The organism is Mycolicibacterium sediminis (genome assembly GCF_010731735.1).
In the GTDB taxonomy this organism is placed as follows: Bacteria; Actinomycetota; Actinomycetes; order Mycobacteriales; family Mycobacteriaceae; genus Mycobacterium; species Mycobacterium sediminis.
The window spans coordinates 3,988,129-4,008,596 of the sequence record NZ_AP022588.1; the positions used below are offsets into that span (position 1 = coordinate 3,988,129).

Genomic DNA, 20,468 nt, shown 5'->3' on the forward strand with positions numbered 1-20,468 from the left:
CGTCACGCGTCGAGGCGGACGAAGCGATCCTGCCGGTACTGCTCGACGCAGGCCTGGCGGCGGATCTTGCCGCTGGTGGTGATCGGAATGGACCCGCGCGCAACGAATACGAGGTCGGCGGCACTGATGCCGTGCGCCGTCGAGATCGCGGACGTGATCTCGCTCTTCGCGTCCGACAGTCTCTCCCGGGTCTCCTCGGGGGTGGCGCGTTCCTTCACCTCGACGATCGCCACCAGCTGTTCCTCGGTGTCGTCGTCGACCGAGATCGCGGCGACCCGGCCGCCCGAGACGGCCCCCACGGTCGCCTCGATGTCGTCGGGGTAGTGGTTGCGGCCCCGCACGATCAGCAGGTCCTTGATCCGGCCGATGATGAACAGTTCCTCACCGTCGACGAAGCCGAGATCGCCCGTGCGCAACCATCTTTCGCCCGACTCCGGCTGGTCCGCGAGGACCCCGCCGAAGGTGTGCGCGGTCTCCTCGGGCTTGTTCCAGTAGCCCGCGCACACGTTGTCGCCCCGCACCCAGATCTCACCGATGGTGGCGGCGGGCGTCTCGCGACGGGTCTCGGGGTCGACGACGAGGATGCGCGGTGAGCGCGGGACGCCGTAGCTGATGAGGCCGGTGCCCTCGGAGCTGCGCTCGGCCACGCCCGCGGTGAGCTTGTCGGTGTCGAAGGTGACGACGGCGGGCGGCGCGGTCGGGTCGTCGGTGGCGACGAACAGCGTGGCCTCGGCCAGCCCGAAGGAGGGCCTGATGACCTTCGGCTGAAAGCCGGCCTTCGCGAAGCGGGAGGTGAACCGCCTCACCGACACCGGCTGCACGCGTTCTGCGCCGCAGATCACGGCGAGCACGTCGCCGAGGTCGAGTCCCGCCAGGTCCTCGTCGGTGGTGCGGGCCGCGGCGAGGTCCAGTGCGAAGTTCGGTCCGGCGGTGAGGGCCCGGCTGCGCAGGGCCAGCTGCCGGATCCACCGGGCCGGGCGCTGCAGGAAGGCGATGGGGCTCATCAGCACGGAGTGCCAGCCACCCATGATGGGGGCGACGATTCCGAGGATGAGACCCATGTCGTGGTAGAAGGGCAGCCAGGACACGGTGGTGGTGCCGACGGGCGCCACCTTGCCGTACTCGCTCAGCAGCGCCCCGACCTGCTGCTCGAAGTTGGCGAACAGGTTGCGCTGGGAGACCATGACGCCGGCCGGAATCCGGGTCGAACCCGACGTGTACTGCAGGTATGCGGTGTCGGGCGGGGTCTCGCGCCGCGACGTCGAGCGGACGCGCACCGTGAGGTCGAGTTCGTCGATCACGACGACCGCGGGCGCCGGCCCACCGTCACGTGCCGCCGCGTAGGGCGTCACGGCGTCCACGGTGGTCGAGGTGGTGAGCAGCACGGTCGGCCGGGCGTCGCGGACGACGGCGGCGACGCGTTCGTCGTGGGCGCCGACCACCGGAGTCGAGAGCGGCACCGCGATCACTCCTGCCTCGAAGCACGCCAGGAAGCCCAGCACGTACGCCATGGACTGGGGGGCGAGGATCACCGCCCGATCGCCGATCTCGGCGTGTTCGCGGATCGCGGCGGCGAGTGCGACGACCTGGCGCTGGAGGAGCGCCCACGTCAGCGTCTCCTCGACGCCGTCGCGCTCGCGTTCGTAGTCGATGAACGTGAAGGCCGCGTCGTTGGGTTGCAGGCTGGCTCGTTCGCGAAGTAGCTCCGGAATCGACGAGTCGAGCACTGCTGAGTCCCCTTGCTGACGGCACGGATCGGTGGGCGCGAACTCCAGGAATCAAACCACGCGGTGAGGGGCATTCGAAATCGACTTCGGCGCAGGCGGTTAGCCGCGACGGGTGGCGACGATCATCGACGGGCGGCGGAGAACCACTTCGTCTTGATGCGCCAGGAGTGCGCCGACGTCAGCGCGAACCCCGCGCCGCACATGCATGCGAAGAACCACACCAGCGTGCCGTTCTCGACCGGCTGGAGGGAGGGCACGAACGACGTCACGATGCGGACGACGCAGGCCATGATGCCGCAGAACGACGCGAACAGATAGATGTTGGCCACCCGGCGCGACCGCGGGTCCTTGCGCAGCACCATCAGCGCACGCGAGCCGTAGCCCAGCAGATAGATGAGCGTGCCGCACAGCAGCACCCAGTAGGTGCCCAGCCAGAAGTCGGTCGGGAGTTCGAAGAAGTCGGCCTGGTAGGTGCGTGCGCCGTTGCCCAGCGAGAACACCGCGAGGAGCAGGGGGATGCACAGCGTCGCGGGCCGCTCGACGAACTGGCGGAAGGTCTTCTGCATCGAGTGGTCGTCCTGCAGCCGGCCCAGCGCGTTGTAGACGATCGCGGACGCCGCGACGATGTAGAGGTCGTGTCCGATGTAGTCCTCGAGGTTCCACTTGCCGGTCAGGGCGTGCAACCAGTGGCCGAGGGTCTCGGACGCGAACGGGGACATGAGGAGCACGGCTGCGCCCTGCAGGGCGATGTTGAGGGTGGCGGCCACTTCCCAGCGGCACGACCACGTGACCCGGCGGATCCACAGGCTCCACGCGATGCACGCCATGGTGATCGCGATGAGTATTGCCAGGGCCATTGTGCGTTCGCCTTCGACACGGAGTTCGTTCAGCAAAGACTACTGCTAAAGCGGCGGCGCGTCCTGCCGCGGAGTCAATTCGGACAACTTCGGCCGGCGGACGGTGCGCTGCTCGGTAGCTGGCTCCGTCGCGGTCGCCACCATCACGGGTGCGGACTCGAGGTAGCTCCACACCTCCTCGCGGCTCATGAGCCCGAACCGAACCTGCAGGTCGGGATAGCTGAGGCCGAAGCGGTCCGACACCTGTCGCAGTTCTTGCGCGTTGGGGTAGTCGGCTTCCTTGATGCGGCGGTAGTACGTGCTGCTGGACGTGCCGAGGGCGTCGTAGATCGCCTTGGCGTCGATGTCGCCGTCGAGCAGGTAGTCGAGCAGGGCCTTGAGCTGCCGGCCGTTCTCGTCCGTGCGTGGCATCGGTTCACCATAGCGGCACATCCCTGCTTTGGGCAGTGTGGTTCGTCACTCGGACGGATTGCTCGTTATTGACATGGCCGTCACAGTTCTGAGAGAGGTATCCCAATTCTGGGAATGACGCTGTAACTTGATCTCCATGATGTGCGCAAACCTGCAGCTGACCGATTTCGACGTCGACGGACGGCCCGCGCTCGGCGACCTGGCCGTGTACTCCGCGCCACTGTCCGACGTGCTGACGATGGAACTCGACGGTGCGGGCGCCGCGCTCGGTCTGACGGCCGAGGAGTTGCTCATCGCCGCGCTCGGCAGGGCCGTGCAGCGCTGCATCGGTGACGGCGTCGTCGCCGTGGACGTCGCAGGTCATGGCGCTGCCCTGCACCCCGTCTCGCTGAGCTGCGCCGGACCGGACGACCTGTCCGCCACCGACATGCTGTCCGGCGTGCACCACGCGGTAGCCGCACTGTCGCTCTACCGCGCCGTGCACGGCGTGCGCAGCCACGGCGACGCGGTCGCCGACGTGCTGTTCGCGCTCGACAAGGGCGACGCCGGATCCGCCGGCATGGGCCACGCGCTCGAGCTGCACGCCCACCGGCGTGACGGCGTGATGGTCCTCGACTGGTGGTACGACGCCAGGAGCTTCGAGGCCTACACCGTCGAGGAGATCGCCGAACAGTTTCCCTACGCGCTGATCGAACTCACCTCGGAGGCGTCGGCGCCCATCGTCGCGGGCGCCGAACTCGCGATGGCCTACTGACCACGCGAGCCGTGTGGCCGGCTCCGCCCGCCACCACCTAGAATCGACGACACGGCGCCGATCCGGCCATCACCGGGGAGCCTTCGGAAGAACGGTGCGCGCGAGCGCGCTCAGTAGAACCGGACGGGTGGGCCCGTCACAGCCTCTCGAGAGCGGCGTACCTGGTGCGCAAGCGGGGTGGTACCGCGGTGTCCGCGCAAACGCGCGGCGTCGTCCCCGTGCCGATGACCCTGGCACAGGAGACACGAGACGCCGTGAGCGCCTACCCCAAGCCGGCGAGTGGATCGCCCAGCTTCCCCGACCTCGAACTCGACGTCCTCGACTACTGGCAGCGTGACGGCACCTTCCGCGCCAGCATCGACCGGCGCGACGGCGCGCAGGAGTACGTCTTCTACGACGGGCCCCCGTTCGCCAACGGCCTGCCGCACTACGGGCACCTCCTCACCGGGTACGTGAAGGACATCGTGCCGCGCTACCAGACGATGCGCGGCCACAAGGTCGAGCGTCGCTTCGGCTGGGACACCCACGGTCTGCCCGCCGAACTCGAGGTGCAGCGTCAGCTGGGCATCACCGACAAGAGTCAGATCGAAGAGATGGGCATCGAGAAGTTCAACGACGCCTGTCGCGCATCGGTGCTGAAGTACACCGAGGAGTGGCGGAGCTACGTCACCCGTCAGGCCCGGTGGGTTGACTTCGACAACGACTACAAGACCCTCGACCTCGGGTTCATGGAGTCGGTGATCTGGGCCTTCAAGCAGCTGTGGGACAAGGGTCTGGCGTACCAGGGCAACCGCGTGCTGCCGTACTGCTGGAACGACGAGACGCCGCTGTCGAGCCACGAGCTGCGCATGGACGACGACGTCTACCAGAACAGGCAGGACCCGGCGCTGACCGTCGGCTTCCGCATCGAGGGCAACGGGCACGACCTCGACGGCGCGTACGTCCTGGTGTGGACCACGACCCCGTGGACCCTGCCCTCCAATCAGGCCGTCGCGGTCAACCCCGAGATCGACTACGTGGTCGTCGACGCCGACGGGCGACGGTTCGTGCTCGCGCAGTCCCGGCTGGCGTCCTACGCCCGTGAACTCGGCGAGGAGCCGACGGTGCTGGCGACCCTGTCCGGCCGCGACCTGCTCGGCCTGCGATACGTCCCCCCGTTCGCCTACTTCGTCGACGCCGACGAGGCGCGCAACGCCTTCCAGGTGCTGCCCGGCGACTTCGTCACCACCGACGACGGCACCGGCATCGTGCACATGGCGCCGGCCTACGGCGAGGACGACAAGACCACCGCCGACGCCGCGGACATCGTCGCGGTCACCCCCGTCGACGCCAAGGGCCGGTTCGACCGGACCGTCCCGGACTACGCGGGGCTGCAGGTCTTCGAGGCGAACCCCGAGATCATCCGCGACCTCAAGAACGGCACCGGTCCTGCCGCGGTCAACGCTCCGGTGCTGCTGCGGCACGAGACCTACGACCACTCCTACCCGCACTGCTGGCGCTGCCGGAACCCGCTCATCTACCGCGCCGTGTCGTCGTGGTTCGTGGCGGTCACCACCTTCCGCGACCGCATGGTCGAACTCAACCAGCAGATCACCTGGTACCCCGAGCACGTCAAGGACGGCCAGTTCGGCAAGTGGCTGTCGAACGCCAGGGACTGGTCGATCTCGCGGAACCGCTACTGGGGCACGCCGATCCCGGTGTGGACCTCCGACGATCCCGAGTACCCCCGCATCGACGTGTACGGCAGTCTCGACGAGCTCGAGCGGGACTTCGGGGTGCGGCCCGACAACCTGCACCGGCCCTTCATCGACGAACTCACCCGCCCGAACCCCGACGACCCGACCGGTCGTTCCACGATGCGCCGCATCGAGGACGTGCTGGACGTCTGGTTCGACTCGGGTTCGATGCCGTACGCCCAGGTGCACTACCCGTTCGAGAACGCCGAGTGGTTCCTCGGCGGCGATGCCCGTGACGGTCGGGCGGGGGAGGAGCCGCACTTTCCGGCCGACTTCATCGTCGAGTACATCGGGCAGACCCGCGGCTGGTTCTACATGATGCACGTGCTGGCCACCGCGCTGTTCGACCGTCCGGCGTTCAAGACGTGCGTCTCGCACGGCATCGTCCTGGGCAACGACGGCCAGAAGATGAGCAAGTCGCTGCGCAACTATCCGGACGTCAGCGAGGTGTTCGACCGCGACGGCTCCGACGCCATGCGCTGGTTCCTCATGGCGTCGCCGATCCTGCGGGGCGGCAACCTGATCGTCACCGAGCAGGGGATCCGCGACGGGGTGCGGCAGGTCATGCTCCCGTTCTGGAACGCCTACAGCTTCCTGACGCTGTACGCGTCCGAGAAGGGCACCTGGCGAACGGATTCCACGCACGTGCTCGACCGGTACGTGCTGGCGAAGCTCGCGGTGCTGCGCGACGACCTCACCGCGTCGCTCGACGTGTGCGACGTCTCCGGTGCCTGCGACCAGCTGCGGCAGTTCACCGAGGCGCTCACCAACTGGTACGTGCGCCGGTCGCGGTCGCGCTTCTGGGACGAGGACGCCGACGCCATCGACACGCTGCACACCGTCCTGGAGGTGACCGGACGGCTCGCGGCGCCGCTGCTGCCGCTGCTCTCCGAGGTGATCTGGCGCGGTGTCACCGGTGAGCGGTCGGTCCACCTGACGGACTGGCCGGAGGCCGGCTCGCTGCCCGCCGATCCCGACCTGGTCGTCACGATGGACCAGGTGCGCGCCGTGTGCTCGGCGGCGTCGTCGCTGCGCAAGGCCAACAAGCTGCGCGTCCGGTTGCCGTTGCCGAAACTCACCGTCGCGGTGGAGGACTCGGCTCGGCTGCGGCCGTTCGTGGACCTCATCGCCGACGAGTTGAACGTCAAGGCCGTCGACCTCACCGACGACGTCGCCGCCTACGGACGCTTCGAGATGACGGTGAACGCGAAGGTGGCGGGGCCGCGCATCGGTAGGGACGTGCAGGCCGCCATCAAGGCGGTCAAGGCGGGCGAGGGCGTCGTCAACCCCGACGGCACGTTGACCGCGGGGCCGGCCACGCTGCTGCCGACGGAGTACAGCTCCAAACTCGTTGCTGCGGAACCACTTCAGACGGCAGCACTGCCCGAGGGCGCGGGACTGGTCGTGCTCGACGGCACCGTCACCCCGGAACTGGAGGCGGAGGGCTGGGCGAAGGACCGGGTTCGCGAACTCCAGGACCTGCGCAAGGCCACCGGGCTCGACGTGTCCGACCGCATCACCGTCGTGATGTCGGTGCCGGCGGAGCGGGAGGCCTGGGCCCGTACCCACGCCGACCTGATCGCGGGCGAGATCCTCGCCGTCAGCTTCGAACTGGGTGAGGCCGGCGGCGGGACGGAGATCGGCGACGGCGTGACCGTCACGCTCGCCAAGGCCTGAGGGTCACTCGACGGTCGCGGACACCTGCATGTCGTCGAGCGTGCGGCGGAGCGAACTTCGCACCGCCGCATGGGTGTTCGCCCCACCGGGCACCCAGCTCGTGACGGTGATCGACACCATGGTGCCGATGCGCGTGCAGCCGAGGAACAGTAGGCCGCCCATCCGGTCCAGCACGTCCGTCGTCACCCCGGGCTCGATGAGCCGTGCCGCGAAGCGCTCGGCGTCGGTGCCGTCGGGGCGGTTCGCGTCGTCGGTGAACTGGCCGAGGTTCGAACATCCGACCGGGCTGCCGAGTTGCGCCACCATGCCCTCGAGTCGCCGCACCAGGAACGCGGGGGTCAGGGGAACCAGCGCCAGTGGGCCGAGGAGGTCGTTGGGCGCGACGGCGAGAGCGGTCAGCGCGTCCTTCACGTCACGGCGCAGATCGGTGAGGTCCGTCGTCACCGTCTCCGGGTCGACGGTGACGGATGCCTCGGTCAGGGCGTTGGCCCTGGTGTCGTCGGGACCGCGCTCGCTGACCGGCAGCGACAGCCTGACCAGACCGTCGTCGCCGACCCTGCCGAGGATCCCGGCGAGGCGGGCGCCCACCGCGGCGAACAGCGAATTGCTGGTCCCGTTGAGGGATCTCGCGCGCTCGTCCCAGTGCGACAGGTCGACGAACGCCGTCGCGTTGGGGGCCACGACCTTTCGGGACGCCCCGCGTCGCCGCGGTGGGGATCCGGACTTCACCGACGTGGCGAGACCGTCGCGTTCGGCGCGTGCCACCCGCACCGCCGCCCCGACGGCCCGGGCCATCTCGGGTAGGTCGCGCACGGTGCGGCGCCCGTCGTCGAGCATCGCGCGGCCACGCGTGCGCGACCCGGGCGCCGGATAGCCGAGGTCGCGCCGGACGCCGCGGACCGCGTCCAGGACCGCCAGGTTGATCGCCATCGCGTCGCCGATCGAGTGCGACACGACCAGCGTCACGCCGGCCCCGCCCTCGGTGAAGGGCTGTACGCCCAGGTGCCACGACGGCCCCAGCCGCGGATCGACGGGCACCCGCACCCGCTCGTCGGCCCACGCCCACACGTCGGCGCGGGCGCGGTCCCGGCTGGCGATCTCGAGCGCGTCGGGTGGCGGCGCGGTCACCCACCGATCGCGTCCGAAGGGTAGCGGTGACCGCTCGATACGCCGTCCGAGCAGTCCGACGCCGAGGTTGGCGTGGAACCGACGTAGCCCGTCGACGTCGACCGGGTGGTCGTACACCCAGGTGAACTGGATCACTGGACCCCGGCCGAGGGCCCGCAGCGCGAGGAACGAGCCCTGGTCGATGTACGCCAGCGTGTTGTCCACGCGGACATGCTATGTCGGCAGGTCAGCCCTGCGTGACACGCGCCGATTCGCCGCCGATGGTGACGGTGTCGCCGGGGTGGAGCTGACGGCCGCGCCGCACCTCGACGTCACCGTTGACGGTGACCTGCCCGTCGGCGATCGCCGACTTCGCGTCCGACCCGCTGTCGAGAAGCGATGCGAGCTTGAGGAACTGCCCGAGGCGGATGGAGTCGTCACCGATCGGGACGTCGTGGGCCATGGACGTCAGGTTAGCCGCATCGGTCCGGACGGCGGCCGCACTAGCATCTCGGTCATGGACGGCCGCTGGGTCCTGCACTTCGACATGGACGCGTTCTTCGCCTCCGTGGAGCAGTTGACGCGGCCCACGCTGCGCGGCCGGCCGGTCCTCGTCGGGGGTCTGGGTGGCCGCGGGGTCGTCGCCGGCGCCAGCTATCAGGCGCGCGTCTTCGGCGCCAAGTCGGCCATGCCCATGCACCAGGCCCGACGGCTGGTGGGGGCGTCGGCGGTGGTCCTCCCGCCGCGCGGCGTGGTCTACGGCGTCGCCAGCAATCGGGTACTCGACACGGTGCGGGCGATGGTGCCCGTGCTCGAACAGCTTTCGTTCGACGAGGCGTTCGGGGAGCCCGCCGAACTCGTCGGCGCCTCGGCGGGCGACGTCGAGCGGTTCTGCGAACTGCTGCGGGAGCGGGTCCGCGCGGAGACCGGTCTGGTGGCGTCGGTGGGGGCGGGGTCGGGCAAGCAGATCGCGAAGATCGCGTCGGGTCTGGCCAAGCCGGACGGCATCCGCGTCGTCGAGCGTGCCCAGGAGGAGACGCTGCTCGCCGGGCTCCCGGTGCGTCGGCTGTGGGGCATCGGACCCGTGGCCGAGGAGCGCCTGCACCGGTTGGGGATCGACACGATCGGCGCGCTCGCCGCCCTCACGCACGCCGAGGCGGCCGACGTGCTCGGCGGCACCGTCGGCCCAGCGCTGCACCGGTTGGCCCGCGGGATCGACGACCGCCCGGTCGCGGAGCGGGCGAGTTCGAAGCAGATCAGCGCCGAGTCGACGTTCGCCGTGGACCTGACGACGCTCGGGCAGGTCCGCGAGGCCATGGATCCGATCGGGGAGCACGCCCACGCGCGGCTGGGCCGCGACGGCCGCGGCGCGAGGACCGTCACGGTGAAGATGAAGAAGTCGGACATGAGCACGCTGACGAGGTCGGCCACCCTGCCGTACGCCACGACCGACGCGACCACGCTGATCACCGCGGCGCGACGTCTGCTGCTCGACCCCGTCGAGATCGGCCCGATCCGGCTCTTGGGGGTCGGCTTCTCGGGTCTGTCGGACGTTCAGCAGGAGTCCCTGTTTCCCGATCTGGAGCAGACGCTCGAAGCCGCCGACGGCGTTCCGTCGGCGCCCGAGGCGGCACCGACGGCCCCCACCGAGTCGCCGTGGCGGATCGGGGACGACGTCGTGCACGTCACCCGCGGGCACGGCTGGGTGCAGGGTGCGGGGCACGGCGTGATGACCATCCGCTTCGAGACCCGCAGCACCGGCCCGGGTGTGGCGCACACGCTTCCCGTCGACTCGGCGGAGGTGAGTCGAGCGAACCCGGTCGACAGCCTGGACTGGCCGGACTTCGTCGCCCGGATGACGGGTGACGGTCCACGCGACGAGACCTGACGTCCGGTCAGCCCCACGCCGAGAAGACGTCGTGCACGTCGGCGCCTGCCGACAGTGCCGCCATCAACAGCACCCGGGCCTGTGCGGGCCGGATCGTCGGCGCGGCGACCGCACCGGCGTCGGCCAGCGCCCGGCCGGGGCCGTACCGCGCCGAGACCCGCCCGCCGGGAACCCGCGTCGAGACGACGACCGCCACTCCGGCGTCGCGAGCCCGCCGCACGCCGTCGACGACCGCCGCGCCCGCATTGCCCGAGCCCATGGCCTCCAGCACGATGCCGCGCGCACCGGCCGCGACGTGGGCGTCGATCGCCACCGCGTCACTGCCCGCGTAGGCGGCCACCACGTCGACGCGTACCGACGGCGAGAGCGGACCGCCGAACCCGGGCCGGCGGCCGGGCCCGTCGATCGCGGCCCCCGACGCGGAGACCGTGCCGGCGACGTCCCCGACGAAGCCCGCGGCGGTCTTGGTCAGGCCCAGCGGTCGCCACACCGTGCCTCCCAGGCAGACCAGGACGCCGTCGACCCCGGGGGCACGGGCGACCGCCAGCGCGTCGCGCAGGTTGGCCGGACCGTCGGAGTCGGGCGCGTCGGCGGAGTGCATGGCGCCGGTGAGGACGACCGGGCCACCGGCGACACCCGCGAGGTCGAGCCACAGCGCGGTCTCCTCCATGGTGTCGGTGCCGTGGGTCACCACCACCCCGCCGGCGCCGCCGCGGAACGCGACGTCGACCGCGGTCACGATCGCGGCCCACTCGACGGGTCCCAGCTCGGAGCTGTCGACCGCGAGCAGGTCGACGACCTCGACGCCGTGACCGCCGTCCACGGCATCCAGCAGGTCGGCGCCGGTCCGTGTCGTGCGCGCGACGCCGTCGGCATCGGCGCTGGTGGCGATGGTCCCGCCGGTGGTGATCACGACGACCTTGCTCACGGGCCGTCCATTCCGGCGTGGGCTTCGTTCATGCGGCGATCATTCCGCACGCCGATGCTGGGATGATGGGGGAGTGACTGACGAATCAACGGGCTCGGTCGAGCCAGTGACCGCGGACGGGGCCACCGATCCGCGGTCGCCGCGACGCCGCATGCGCCTGCTGCTCTCGGTCGCGGCCGTGGTGCTCGCGCTCGACGTCGTGACCAAGGTGCTGGCCGTGCGGTTGCTCGTACCGGGACAGCCGGTGTCGATCATCGGTGACACCGTCACGTGGACGCTGGTGCGGAACTCCGGTGCGGCGTTCTCGATGGCCACCGGCTACACGTGGGTGCTCACGCTGGTTGCTGCGGGCGTGGTCGTCGGCATCGTCTGGATGGGTCGCCGCCTGGTCTCGCCGTGGTGGGCGCTGGGGTTGGGCATGATCCTCGGCGGCGCACTGGGCAACCTCGTCGACCGGTTCTTCCGGTCGCCGGGGCCGTTGCGCGGACACGTCGTCGACTTCCTCTCGATCGGCTGGTGGCCGGTGTTCAACGTGGCCGACCCGGCCGTCGTCGGCGGCGCGATCCTGCTGGTCGTGCTGTCGCTGTTCGGGTTCGACTTCGACGCCCCCGACAGGCACCGGGGCACCGACGACGCCCCGGCCACCGCAGACGCCCCCGCACCCGCCGAACCGGTGGACGCCGATCCGGCCGGCCGCCGCACGCCGGACGACTCCGAGACGTGACGAGCCGTTCCATGCCGGTTCCCGAGGGGCTGGCGGGCATGCGCGTCGACGCGGGACTGGCCAGGCTGCTCGGCCTGTCGCGGACGGTGATCGCGGGGATCGCCGAGGGCGGCGGGGTGGCGCTCGACGGCCAGGCCGCCGGCAAGAGCGACCGACTGGTGGCGGGGTCGTGGCTCGAGGTGACGCTGCCCGAGGAACCCGGCCCGCTGGAGAACCCCGCGGTCGACATCGAGGGCATGACGATCCTGTACTCCGACGACGACATCGTGGCGGTGGACAAGCCCGCCGGCGTCGCGGCACACGCCTCGGTGGGCTGGACGGGCCCGACCGTGCTCGGTGGCCTGGCCGCCGCGGGCTTCCGGATCACGACGTCGGGCGTGCACGAGCGCCAGGGCATCGTGCACCGGCTGGACGTCGGTACGTCGGGCGTCATGGTCGTCGCGCTGTCGGAGCGGGCCTACACGGTGCTCAAGCGTGCCTTCAAGCAGCGCACCGTCGACAAGCGCTATCACGCGCTCGTGCAGGGCCACCCCGATCCGTCGAGCGGGACCATCGACGCGCCCATCGGGCGGCACCGCGGTCACGACTGGAAGTTCGCCGTCACCGAGGGTGGCCGCGACAGCGTCACCCACTACGACACCGTCGAGGCGTTCGTGCGGGCCAGCCTGCTGGACGTCCACCTGGAAACCGGTCGTACGCACCAGATCCGGGTGCACTTCGCCGCCCTGCACCATCCGTGCTGCGGTGACCTCACCTACGGCGCCGACCCGACCCTGGCCGCGCGGCTCGGCCTGGAGCGGCAGTGGCTGCACGCCCGCTCGCTGGCGTTCGCCCATCCGGCGGACGGCCGCCGCGTCGAGATCACAAGCCCCTACCCCGCGGACCTCCAGCGCGCCTTGGACACGCTGCGTCACGAGTCGTGACGGAGGTCGCCGACCCGGCGCGCCACCGGTCCGGAGTTCTCTTCGGGGTGGGCGCCTTCACGTGGTGGGGGTTGTGCCCCGGGTTCTTCCCGCTGCTGCTGCCCGCCGGGTCGCTCGAGGTGCTGGCCCACCGGATCGTGTGGAGCGCGCTGTGCCTGGTGCTGGTGCTGCTGGTCGCCCGGCGGATCGGTGACCTGCGCCGGCTGCGGGCGCGCACCTGGCTGCAGCTGGCGGCGGCGTCCGCGCTGGTCTCGACCAACTGGGGCATCTACATCTATGCCGCCACGCACGGCCACGTCGTCGACGCGGCGCTCGGCTACTTCATCAACCCGCTGGTCACCGTAGCACTCGGCGTGCTGGTCCTGCGGGAGCGGATCGGCCGGTGGCAGCTGGTCGCGCTGGCGATCGCCGTCGTCGCCGTGGTGGTGCTGACGGCGGGGGTCGGCACGCCGCCGTACATCGCGGCCGGGCTGGCGGTGACCTTCGCGCTGTACGGCCTGGTGAAGAAGGTCGTCGACGCGGATCCGCGGGTCAGCGTCGCGGTGGAGACACTGCTGGCGCTGCCGATCGCGGGCGGCTACCTGGTGGCGCTCGAGGTGGTCGGGGACGGGCACTTCGTCGGATACGGCGCAGGCCACACCGTGCTGTTGGTGCTGGCGGGACCGGTGACGGCCATCCCGCTGCTGCTCTTCGCGGCCGCCGCCCAGCGCCTGCCGCTGGTCACCGTCGGGCTGCTGTTCTACCTGAACCCCGCACTGCAGATGGCGTGGGGCGTGCTGATCGGCCACGAGGCGATGCCACCCGCCCGCTGGATCGGCTTCGGCCTGATCTGGGTCGCGCTCGTCGTAATGACGTTCGGTGCGTTGCGTGGCAAGGCCGCGCGGGTCTCGGTCGCCGAACCCTAGCGGGCGCTCACCGGCGTTGCAGTCCCTCGGGCGCCGTGGTTGACCATTGGTCAGCTATGTCATACCTTTTGCTAGGGCGGGCATCCGAGCAGGCGCCGGTGAGGTCGGGGAACCATGTCGCAGATCGACGAACGCCCGCGCGCGCCCAGGCGGCGGGGGAGGCCGGTCGGGTCCGACGCGGTCGTGACGCGCGGCCGCATCCTGGACGCCGCGCGGCGGGTGATGAACCAGCGGGGGTACCCCGCGGCCACGTTCAAGGCGATCGCCGAGGAGGCCGATCTCAGCCGCCCGACGCTGCACTACTACTTCGGCTCGCGCGAGGAGATCTACGACGCGCTGGTGGCGGACGCCTCGGCCCTGATCGACGAGTGCGTCGCCGGCGCCGCCCGCTGCGACACCCTGGCCGAGTCGCTGGTGGCCCTCGTGAGAGCCATTCACGGCACCGACTTCCGCGACGCGTCGCACGTGGCGTTCCTGATCAGCGCTCGACTGGAGGCCAGCCGCAATCCGGAACTCGCCTTCGACCGTGGCGACGCGCTGCGCGCGCACCTCGTGTCCCTGGTGTCCGACGCGGTGCACCGCGGGGAGCTGAACGCGGGCACCGAGGTCTGGCCCGTCGCCGACATGCTGCACGCGGTGCTGTGGGGGGTCGGGATGTGCGGCGGCTTCCTCGACGAGCGGACCGACATCACCAGGGTGACCAGCCAACTCGCCGAGATCTTCTCGGGCGGACTGCTCACCGGACGCCCCGTCGACGAGATCTGACGAGACACGGTCTCGCGACACGCCGAGCGTCGTCGGAGGTCGGCCATAGACTGACGGGCCTATGAGCGGATCCTTCGTGCACCTGCACAACCACACCGAATATTCGATGCTCGACGGTGCGGCGAAGGTCAAGCACATGTTCGCCGAGGCCAAGCGCCTCGAGATGCCCGCGCTGGGCATGACGGACCACGGCAACATGTTCGGGGCCAGCGAGTTCTACAACGCGGCAAGGGATGCCGACGTCAAGCCGATCATCGGCGTCGAGGCCTACATCGCCCCGGCGTCGCGGTTCGAGACCAAGCGCGTGCAGTGGGGCGATCCCAGCCAGAAGAGCGACGACGTGTCCGGCAGCGGCGCGTACACGCACATGACGATGGTCGCGGAGAACGCGACCGGCCTGCGGAACCTCTTCAAGCTGTCCTCGCTGGCGTCCTTCGAGGGACAGCTCGGCAAGTGGTCGAGGATGGACGCCGAGATCATCGCCGAGTACTCGGCGGGGATCATCGCGACCACCGGCTGCCCCTCGGGGGAGGTGCAGACGCGGCTGCGTCTCGGGCAGCAGCGCGAGGCGCTCGAGGCGGCCGCCAAGTGGCGGGACATCTTCGGTGCGGAGAACTTCTTCCTCGAGCTGATGGACCACGGCATCGAGATCGAGCGCCGCGTCCGCGAGGGCCTGCTCGAGATCGGACGCCAGCTCGACATCCCGCCGCTGGCGACCAACGACTGCCACTACGTCACCAAGGAGGCCTCCCGCAACCACGAGGCCCTGCTGTGCGTCCAGACCGGCAAGACGCTGTCGGACCCCGCGCGGTTCAAGTTCGACGGCGACGGCTACTACATCAAGCCGGCGTCGGAGATGCGCGCGCTGTGGGACGCCGAGGTCCCGGGTGCCTGCGACTCGACGCTGCTGATCGCCGAGCGCGTGCAGTCCTACGCCGACGTGTGGGCGCCCAAGGACCGGATGCCCGTCTTCCCCGTGCCCGAGGGACACGATCAGGGCAGTTGGCTGCGGCACGAGGTCGCCGAGGGGCTGAAGCGGAGGTTCCCGGCCGGGGTGCCCGAGGAGTACACCGTCCGGGCCGACTACGAGATCAACGTCATCTGCGACAAGGGTTTCCCGGCGTACTTCCTCATCGTCGCCGACCTGATCAACTACGCCCGCTCGGTCGACATCCGGGTGGGTCCCGGCCGCGGGTCGGCCGCCGGATCGCTGGTGGCCTACTCGATGGGCATCACCAACATCGACCCGATCCCGCACGGTCTGCTGTTCGAGCGGTTCCTCAACCCGGAACGCCCGTCCGCGCCCGACATCGACATCGACTTCGACGATCGTCGCCGTGGCGAGATGCTGCGCTACGCCGCCAACAAGTGGGGCAGTGACCGCGTCGCGCAGGTCATCACGTTCGGCACCATCAAGACCAAGGCGGCGCTGAAGGACTCGGCCCGCGTCAACTACGGGCAGCCCGGCTTCGCGATCGCCGACCGCATCACCAAGGCCCTGCCGCCGCCGATCATGGCGAAGGACATCCCGCTGTCGGGCATCACCGACCCCACCCACGAGCGGTACAAGGAGGCCGCGGAGGTCCGAAGCCTCATCGACACCGACTCCGACGTCCGCACGATCTACGAGACCGCGCGTGGCCTGGAAGGCCTGGTCCGCAACGCCGGGGTGCACGCGTGCGCGGTCATCATGAGTTCCGAGCCGCTGATCGAGGCCATCCCGCTGTGGCGGCGCGCCCAGGACGGCGCGGTCATCACCGGCTGGGACTACCCGTCGTGCGAGGCCATCGGCCTGCTCAAGATGGACTTCCTCGGGCTGCGCAACCTCACGATCATCGGCGACTGCATCGAGAACATCAAGGCCAACCGGGGCATCGACCTGGATCTCGAGTCGTTGTCCCTCGACGATCCCGCCGCGTACGAATTGCTCTCCCGCGGTGACACTCTCGGCGTGTTCCAGCTCGACGGCGGTCCGATGCGCGACCTGCTGCGCCGGATGCAGCCCACCGAGTTCAACGACATCGTGGCCGTGCTGGCGCTGTACCGGCCCGGCCCGATGGGCATGAACGCCCACAACGACTACGCCGACCGCAAGAACGACCGGCAGGCGATCAAGCCGATCCACCCCGAACTCGAGGAACCACTCAAGGAGATCCTCTCCGAGACCTACGGCCTGATCGTCTACCAAGAGCAGATCATGCTGATCGCGCAGAAGGTCGCCTCGTACTCGATGGGCAAGGCCGACGCGCTGCGCAAGGCGATGGGCAAGAAGAAGCTCGAGGTCCTCGAGGCCGAGTACCAGGGCTTCAAGGAGGGCATGACGGCCAACGGCTTCTCCGAGAAGGCCGTGAAGGCGTTGTGGGACACCATCCTCCCGTTCGCCGGCTACGCCTTCAACAAGTCGCACGCCGCGGGCTACGGCCTGGTGTCCTACTGGACCGCCTACCTGAAGGCCAACTTCCCGGCCGAGTACATGGCGGGCCTGCTTACCTCCGTCGGCGACGACAAGGACAAGGCCGCGGTCTACCTGGCGGACTGCCGCCGGCTCGGCATCACGGTGTTGCCGCCGGACGTCAACGAGTCGGTGCTGAACTTCGCGTCGGTCGGCACGGACATCCGGTTCGGGCTGGGCGCCGTGCGCAACGTCGGGACCAACGTCGTGGCGTCGCTCATCAGCACCCGTGCCGAGAAAGGCAAGTACACCGACTTCTCCGACTACCTCAACAAGATCCACGTCACGGCCTGCAACAAGAAGGTGACGGAGTCGCTGATCAAGGCGGGTGCCTTCGACTCGCTGGACCATTCGCGCAAGGGCCTGTTCCTGATCCACACCGATGCGGTCGACTCGGTGCTCGGCACCAAGAAGGCCGAGGCGATGGGTCAGTTCGACCTCTTCGGCGGTGCCGACACCGCCACCGACTCCGTGTTCACGATCAAGGTGCCCGAGGACGAGTGGGAGGACAAGCACAAGCTCGCCCTCGAGCGGGAGATGTTGGGGCTCTACGTCTCCGGCCACCCGCTGAACGGCGTGGCGCACCTCCTCGCCACCCAGGTGGACACCCAGATCCCGGCGATCCTCGACGGTGACGTCGCCGCCGACACCCAGGTGCGGGTCGGTGGCATCCTGGCGTCGGTCAACCGGCGGGTGAACAAGAACGGACTGCCCTGGGCGTCGGCACAGCTCGAGGATCTCACCGGTGGCATCGAGGTGATGTTCTTCCCGCAGACGTACGCCACGTTCGGAGCCGACATCGCCGACGACGCCGTCGTGATCATCGGCGCCAAGGTCAACGCCCGCGACGACCGGCTGTCCCTGATCGTCAACGATCTGGTGGTGCCGGACTTCTCCAGCGCCCAGGCCAACCGTCCGCTGGCCGTGAGCCTGCCGACGCGGCAGTGCACCCTCGAGAAGGTGACGGCGCTCAAGCAGGTGCTCGCGAACCACCCCGGGACGTCTCAGGTGCATCTGCGGCTGATCAGCGGCGAGCGCATCACCACCCTCGAGTTGGATCAGGGTCTGCGCGTCACGCCGTCGTCGGCTCTGATGGGCGACCTGAAGGCCCTACTCGGGCCGGGGTGTCTCGGCAGCTGACGCGATGACCGGTGCACGGGAGGGTTCGCGACACGTCGGCGTGTGGATCGCCGCCGCGGCGGACGCGGTCTACGCCTTCGCCTCGGACCAGCGAAACCTCGAGCGGTGGGCAGCGGGGCTGGCCGATCCCGCACTGGCCGACGTGGACGTCCGGTTCGCCCCCGTCAACGACTTCGGCGTCCTCGACCACGTCGTGACGATGCCGACGGGGGAGGAGGTCTACAACCCGATGCGGGTGATACCGGCGGGCGACGAGCGCTGCGAGGTCGTGTTCACGCTGCGGCGACGACCCGAGATGAGCGACGAGGACTTCGAGGCGGATGCCCGTGCGGTGCGGGCCGACCTCGAGACGTTGCGCGGCCTGGCCGAGGGCTAGCGGCTCGCGGAGGAGTGGAACAGGCCGAGGCCGAGCCACGTCACGGTCGCCACGGCGGACGCGGCGACGACAGCCGATGCGACGGTGAGGGTGGCGAGGCCGACCACGACGAACACCAGCATGCCGACGGCCAGCGCCACCAGCTTGTACACCGGCCACGGGACGCCCGCGATGAGCACCCGGCCCGGTGTGTTCGTTGGTGCGGTCATGTGTTCCACAGTAGCTCGTAACCGAAGTTTCGGCCAGCCGAAACGCGGGATCCGGTCCGCACGGTTTCCGGGCCGGGCGCCTGCGGTGGCACCATTGAGCGGTGTCCGCTGAGCTGAGCCAGGAACCCCGACGACTGCCGCTGAACGCACCCCTGTCCGCGGCCGACATCGATGCGGCCGCCGAGCGGATCTCCGACGTCGTCGCGAAGACCCCGCTGCAGTTCAGCGACCGTCTCTCCACCCTGACCGGAGCGCGCGTCTACCTCAAGCGCGAGGACCTCCAGGCGGTCCGCTCGTACAAGCTGCGCGGCGCCTACAACCTGCTGATGCAGCTGAGCCCGGAGGAACTCGCCGCGGGCGTGGTGTGCTCGTCGGCCGGCAACCACGCGCAGGGCTTCGCGCTGGCCTGCCGCTCGATGGGCGTTCGTGGCCGGGTGTACGTGCCCGCCAAGACCCCGAAGCAGAAGCGCGACCGCATCCGCTACCACGGCGGAGACTTCATCGAACTGATCGTCGGTGGCAACACCTACGACGTCGCCGCGGCGGCCGCGCTCGACGACGTCGCCCGCACCGGCGCGACGCTGGTGCCCCCGTACGACGATCTGCGCACCATGGCCGGGCAGGGCACGATCGCCGTCGAGATCCTCGAGCAGCTCGGCCAGGAGCCCGATCTGGTCGTGGTCCCCGTCGGTGGCGGCGGCTGCTTCAGCGGCGTGACCACCTACCTTGCGGAGCGGACGGCGACCACGGCGGTCCTCGGCGTGGAACCGGCCGGCGCCGCCGCGATGGTCGCCGCGCTGGCCAAGGGCGAGCCGGTGACACTCGAGCACGTCGACCAGTTCGTCGACGGCGCGGCGGTCGCGCGGGCCGGGGCCCTCCCGTTCGCGGCACTCACCGCAGCAGGCGACATGGTGTCGGTGACCACCGTCGACGAGGGCGCCGTGTGTACCGCGATGCTCGACCTGTACCAGAACGAGGGCATCATCGCCGAGCCCGCGGGAGCCCTGTCGGTCGCCGCGCTGATGGAGGCCGACGTCGCGCCGGACTCGGTCGTGGTCTGCCTGGTCTCGGGGGGGAACAACGACGTGTCGCGCTACGGCGAGGTGCTGGAGCGCTCGCTGGTGCACCTCGGTCTCAAGCACTACTTCCTGGTCGACTTCCCTCAGGAGCCAGGCGCACTGCGGCGCTTCCTCGACGAGGTGCTCGGGCCGAACGACGACGTCACGCTCTTCGAGTACGTCAAGCGCAACAACCGCGAGACCGGTGAGGCGCTGGTCGGCATCCAGCTGGGCTCGGCGGCCGACCTCGAGGGACTGCTGGCGAGGATGAAGACCTCGGATTGCCAGGTCGAACTCCTCGAACCCGGGTCGCCGACCTACCGCTACCTGACCTGACCGTCCTAGGCGGCGGCCGACCCGGGCAAGACGGGCACGACGTCGCCGCCGCGGGCCTGGAAGACCGGCTCGATCGGCACCCCGTGCTCGGCGGCACCGGCGACGAGCGCGTCCACCCAGGCGCGGTCCGCGCGCGACACCCCGCCGGTCCCCGGCCGCGTCAGCAGGAAGGCCACCGAGCTGCCCTCGCCGATGCCGGCCACCAGGACGGCGAGCGAGACCATCAGGTCGTCGACGAGCGTCGCCGGTCGTATGCCGTGGATGGGGACCTCGCTGAGCACCGTGATCAGTCGGCGGTCGACGCCGACGAATGCGAACCGCAGCAGATGCTCGTCGGACGTCGAGGCCCCGACCAGTGCCCGCCACCGCTGCCTCAGGTCGGCGGGGCTGGCGATGGGGTCGGTCGCGGTGTGGGCGGGCGGGATCGGAAGGATGCTCATGACCGAATGGTCGGCGCAGTCGGCGTCCGACTCAACCGCCCATCCACAGACCGGT

General features: G+C 70.0%; 18 protein-coding genes. 10 read left to right on the top strand and 8 right to left on the bottom strand.

Going from position 1 to position 20,468, the window contains the following annotated elements; genetic code table 11:
• Positions 1-2: 2 nt before the first annotated feature.
• The 3 genes from G6N64_RS19110 to G6N64_RS19120 all read right to left on the bottom strand — a co-directional run bounded on the left by G6N64_RS19110 (position 3) and on the right by G6N64_RS19120 (position 2,995).
• Positions 3-1,727, bottom strand: coding sequence for a fatty-acid--AMP ligase (locus tag G6N64_RS19110; RefSeq protein WP_163798783.1), 1,725 nt, complete (start codon positions 1,725-1,727; stop codon positions 3-5).
• A gap of 122 nt (positions 1,728-1,849) precedes the next feature.
• Positions 1,850-2,584, bottom strand: coding sequence for a hypothetical protein (locus tag G6N64_RS19115; RefSeq protein ID WP_163798785.1), 735 nt, complete (start codon positions 2,582-2,584; stop codon positions 1,850-1,852).
• A gap of 45 nt (positions 2,585-2,629) precedes the next feature.
• Positions 2,630-2,995, bottom strand: a complete 366-nt coding sequence (locus G6N64_RS19120) for an XRE family transcriptional regulator (protein ID WP_163798787.1) — start codon at positions 2,993-2,995, stop codon at positions 2,630-2,632.
• A gap of 136 nt (positions 2,996-3,131) precedes the next feature.
• Here G6N64_RS19120 and G6N64_RS19125 point away from each other — a divergent pair, with 136 nt between their 5' ends.
• Complete coding sequence (locus tag G6N64_RS19125; RefSeq protein WP_163798789.1) at positions 3,132-3,749, top strand: condensation domain-containing protein; 618 nt, start codon at positions 3,132-3,134, stop codon at positions 3,747-3,749.
• Between the two features lie 254 nt (positions 3,750-4,003).
• A complete protein-coding gene (ileS, locus tag G6N64_RS19130; protein WP_163798791.1) occupies positions 4,004-7,162 on the top strand; it encodes an isoleucine--tRNA ligase in 3,159 nt (1,052 codons plus the stop codon).
• 3 nt (positions 7,163-7,165) lie between these two features.
• On the opposite strand, the gene G6N64_RS19135 is transcribed toward ileS, so the two are convergent.
• Positions 7,166-8,494 carry a hypothetical protein gene (locus G6N64_RS19135; protein ID WP_163798793.1) on the bottom strand — a complete coding sequence of 443 codons (1,329 nt, stop codon included), beginning with the start codon at positions 8,492-8,494 and terminating at the stop codon, positions 7,166-7,168.
• 22 nt (positions 8,495-8,516) lie between these two features.
• Positions 8,517-8,732, bottom strand: coding sequence for an RNA-binding S4 domain-containing protein (locus G6N64_RS19140; protein WP_163798794.1), 216 nt, complete (start codon positions 8,730-8,732; stop codon positions 8,517-8,519).
• Between the two features lie 54 nt (positions 8,733-8,786).
• Between G6N64_RS19140 and G6N64_RS19145 the strand changes: the two genes are divergently transcribed.
• Positions 8,787-10,157: a DNA polymerase IV gene (locus G6N64_RS19145; protein WP_163798796.1), complete on the top strand. Its 1,371-nt coding sequence runs from the start codon at positions 8,787-8,789 to the stop codon at positions 10,155-10,157.
• Positions 10,158-10,164: 7 nt separating this feature from the next.
• On the opposite strand, the gene G6N64_RS19150 is transcribed toward G6N64_RS19145, so the two are convergent.
• Positions 10,165-11,085: an asparaginase gene (locus G6N64_RS19150; protein WP_163798799.1), complete on the bottom strand. Its 921-nt coding sequence runs from the start codon at positions 11,083-11,085 to the stop codon at positions 10,165-10,167.
• Positions 11,086-11,158: 73 nt separating this feature from the next.
• Between G6N64_RS19150 and lspA the strand changes: the two genes are divergently transcribed.
• The 6 genes from lspA (at position 11,159) to G6N64_RS19180 (ending at position 18,370) form a co-directional block, all read left to right on the top strand.
• Positions 11,159-11,809: a signal peptidase II gene (gene lspA / locus G6N64_RS19155; RefSeq protein WP_197748284.1), complete on the top strand. Its 651-nt coding sequence runs from the start codon at positions 11,159-11,161 to the stop codon at positions 11,807-11,809.
• On the top strand, positions 11,806-12,732 hold the full coding sequence (locus tag G6N64_RS19160; RefSeq protein ID WP_163798801.1) for an RluA family pseudouridine synthase: 927 nt from the start codon (positions 11,806-11,808) through the stop codon (positions 12,730-12,732). Before lspA ends, G6N64_RS19160 begins: the two co-directional genes overlap by 4 nt.
• Positions 12,729-13,637 (top strand): EamA family transporter RarD, encoded by a 909-nt coding sequence (gene rarD, locus G6N64_RS19165; protein ID WP_163798803.1) that lies wholly within the window; start codon positions 12,729-12,731, stop codon positions 13,635-13,637. The genes G6N64_RS19160 and rarD overlap by 4 nt, the downstream gene beginning before the upstream one ends.
• A 114-nt stretch (positions 13,638-13,751) precedes the next feature.
• Positions 13,752-14,402: a TetR/AcrR family transcriptional regulator gene (locus tag G6N64_RS19170; RefSeq protein WP_163798805.1), complete on the top strand. Its 651-nt coding sequence runs from the start codon at positions 13,752-13,754 to the stop codon at positions 14,400-14,402.
• Positions 14,403-14,463: 61 nt separating this feature from the next.
• Positions 14,464-17,994 (top strand): DNA polymerase III subunit alpha, encoded by a 3,531-nt coding sequence (dnaE, locus tag G6N64_RS19175; protein ID WP_163798806.1) that lies wholly within the window; start codon positions 14,464-14,466, stop codon positions 17,992-17,994.
• 4 nt (positions 17,995-17,998) lie between these two features.
• Positions 17,999-18,370: an SRPBCC family protein gene (locus tag G6N64_RS19180; RefSeq protein ID WP_163798809.1), complete on the top strand. Its 372-nt coding sequence runs from the start codon at positions 17,999-18,001 to the stop codon at positions 18,368-18,370.
• Here the strand turns inward: G6N64_RS19180 and G6N64_RS19185 are convergent.
• Positions 18,367-18,579 (bottom strand): hypothetical protein, encoded by a 213-nt coding sequence (locus G6N64_RS19185; RefSeq protein ID WP_163798810.1) that lies wholly within the window; start codon positions 18,577-18,579, stop codon positions 18,367-18,369. The two genes, G6N64_RS19180 and G6N64_RS19185, sit on opposite strands and share 4 nt — an antisense overlap.
• Positions 18,580-18,680: 101 nt before the next feature.
• Between G6N64_RS19185 and ilvA the strand changes: the two genes are divergently transcribed.
• Entirely contained in the window at positions 18,681-19,973 is a 1,293-nt protein-coding gene (ilvA, locus tag G6N64_RS19190; RefSeq protein WP_163798812.1) for a threonine ammonia-lyase IlvA, read from the top strand.
• A gap of 5 nt (positions 19,974-19,978) precedes the next feature.
• Here the strand turns inward: ilvA and G6N64_RS19195 are convergent, their stop codons facing one another.
• Complete coding sequence (locus G6N64_RS19195; RefSeq protein WP_163798814.1) at positions 19,979-20,413, bottom strand: hypothetical protein; 435 nt, start codon at positions 20,411-20,413, stop codon at positions 19,979-19,981.
• Between the last annotated feature and the right edge of the window lie 55 nt (positions 20,414-20,468).

Coding starts and splice junctions, on each gene's coding strand:
- dnaE (WP_163798806.1), top strand. CDS start 14,464: ATGAGCGGATCCTTCGTGCACCTGCACAACCACACCGAATATTCGATG.
- G6N64_RS19180 (WP_163798809.1), top strand. CDS start 17,999: ATGACCGGTGCACGGGAGGGTTCGCGACACGTCGGCGTGTGGATCGCC.
- G6N64_RS19120 (WP_163798787.1), bottom strand. CDS start 2,995: ATGCCACGCACGGACGAGAACGGCCGGCAGCTCAAGGCCCTGCTCGAC.
- G6N64_RS19115 (WP_163798785.1), bottom strand. CDS start 2,584: ATGGCCCTGGCAATACTCATCGCGATCACCATGGCGTGCATCGCGTGG.
- G6N64_RS19145 (WP_163798796.1), top strand. CDS start 8,787: ATGGACGGCCGCTGGGTCCTGCACTTCGACATGGACGCGTTCTTCGCC.
- G6N64_RS19170 (WP_163798805.1), top strand. CDS start 13,752: ATGTCGCAGATCGACGAACGCCCGCGCGCGCCCAGGCGGCGGGGGAGG.
- G6N64_RS19185 (WP_163798810.1), bottom strand. CDS start 18,579: ATGACCGCACCAACGAACACACCGGGCCGGGTGCTCATCGCGGGCGTC.
- G6N64_RS19195 (WP_163798814.1), bottom strand. CDS start 20,413: ATGAGCATCCTTCCGATCCCGCCCGCCCACACCGCGACCGACCCCATC.
- G6N64_RS19125 (WP_163798789.1), top strand. CDS start 3,132: ATGATGTGCGCAAACCTGCAGCTGACCGATTTCGACGTCGACGGACGG.
- G6N64_RS19140 (WP_163798794.1), bottom strand. CDS start 8,732: ATGGCCCACGACGTCCCGATCGGTGACGACTCCATCCGCCTCGGGCAG.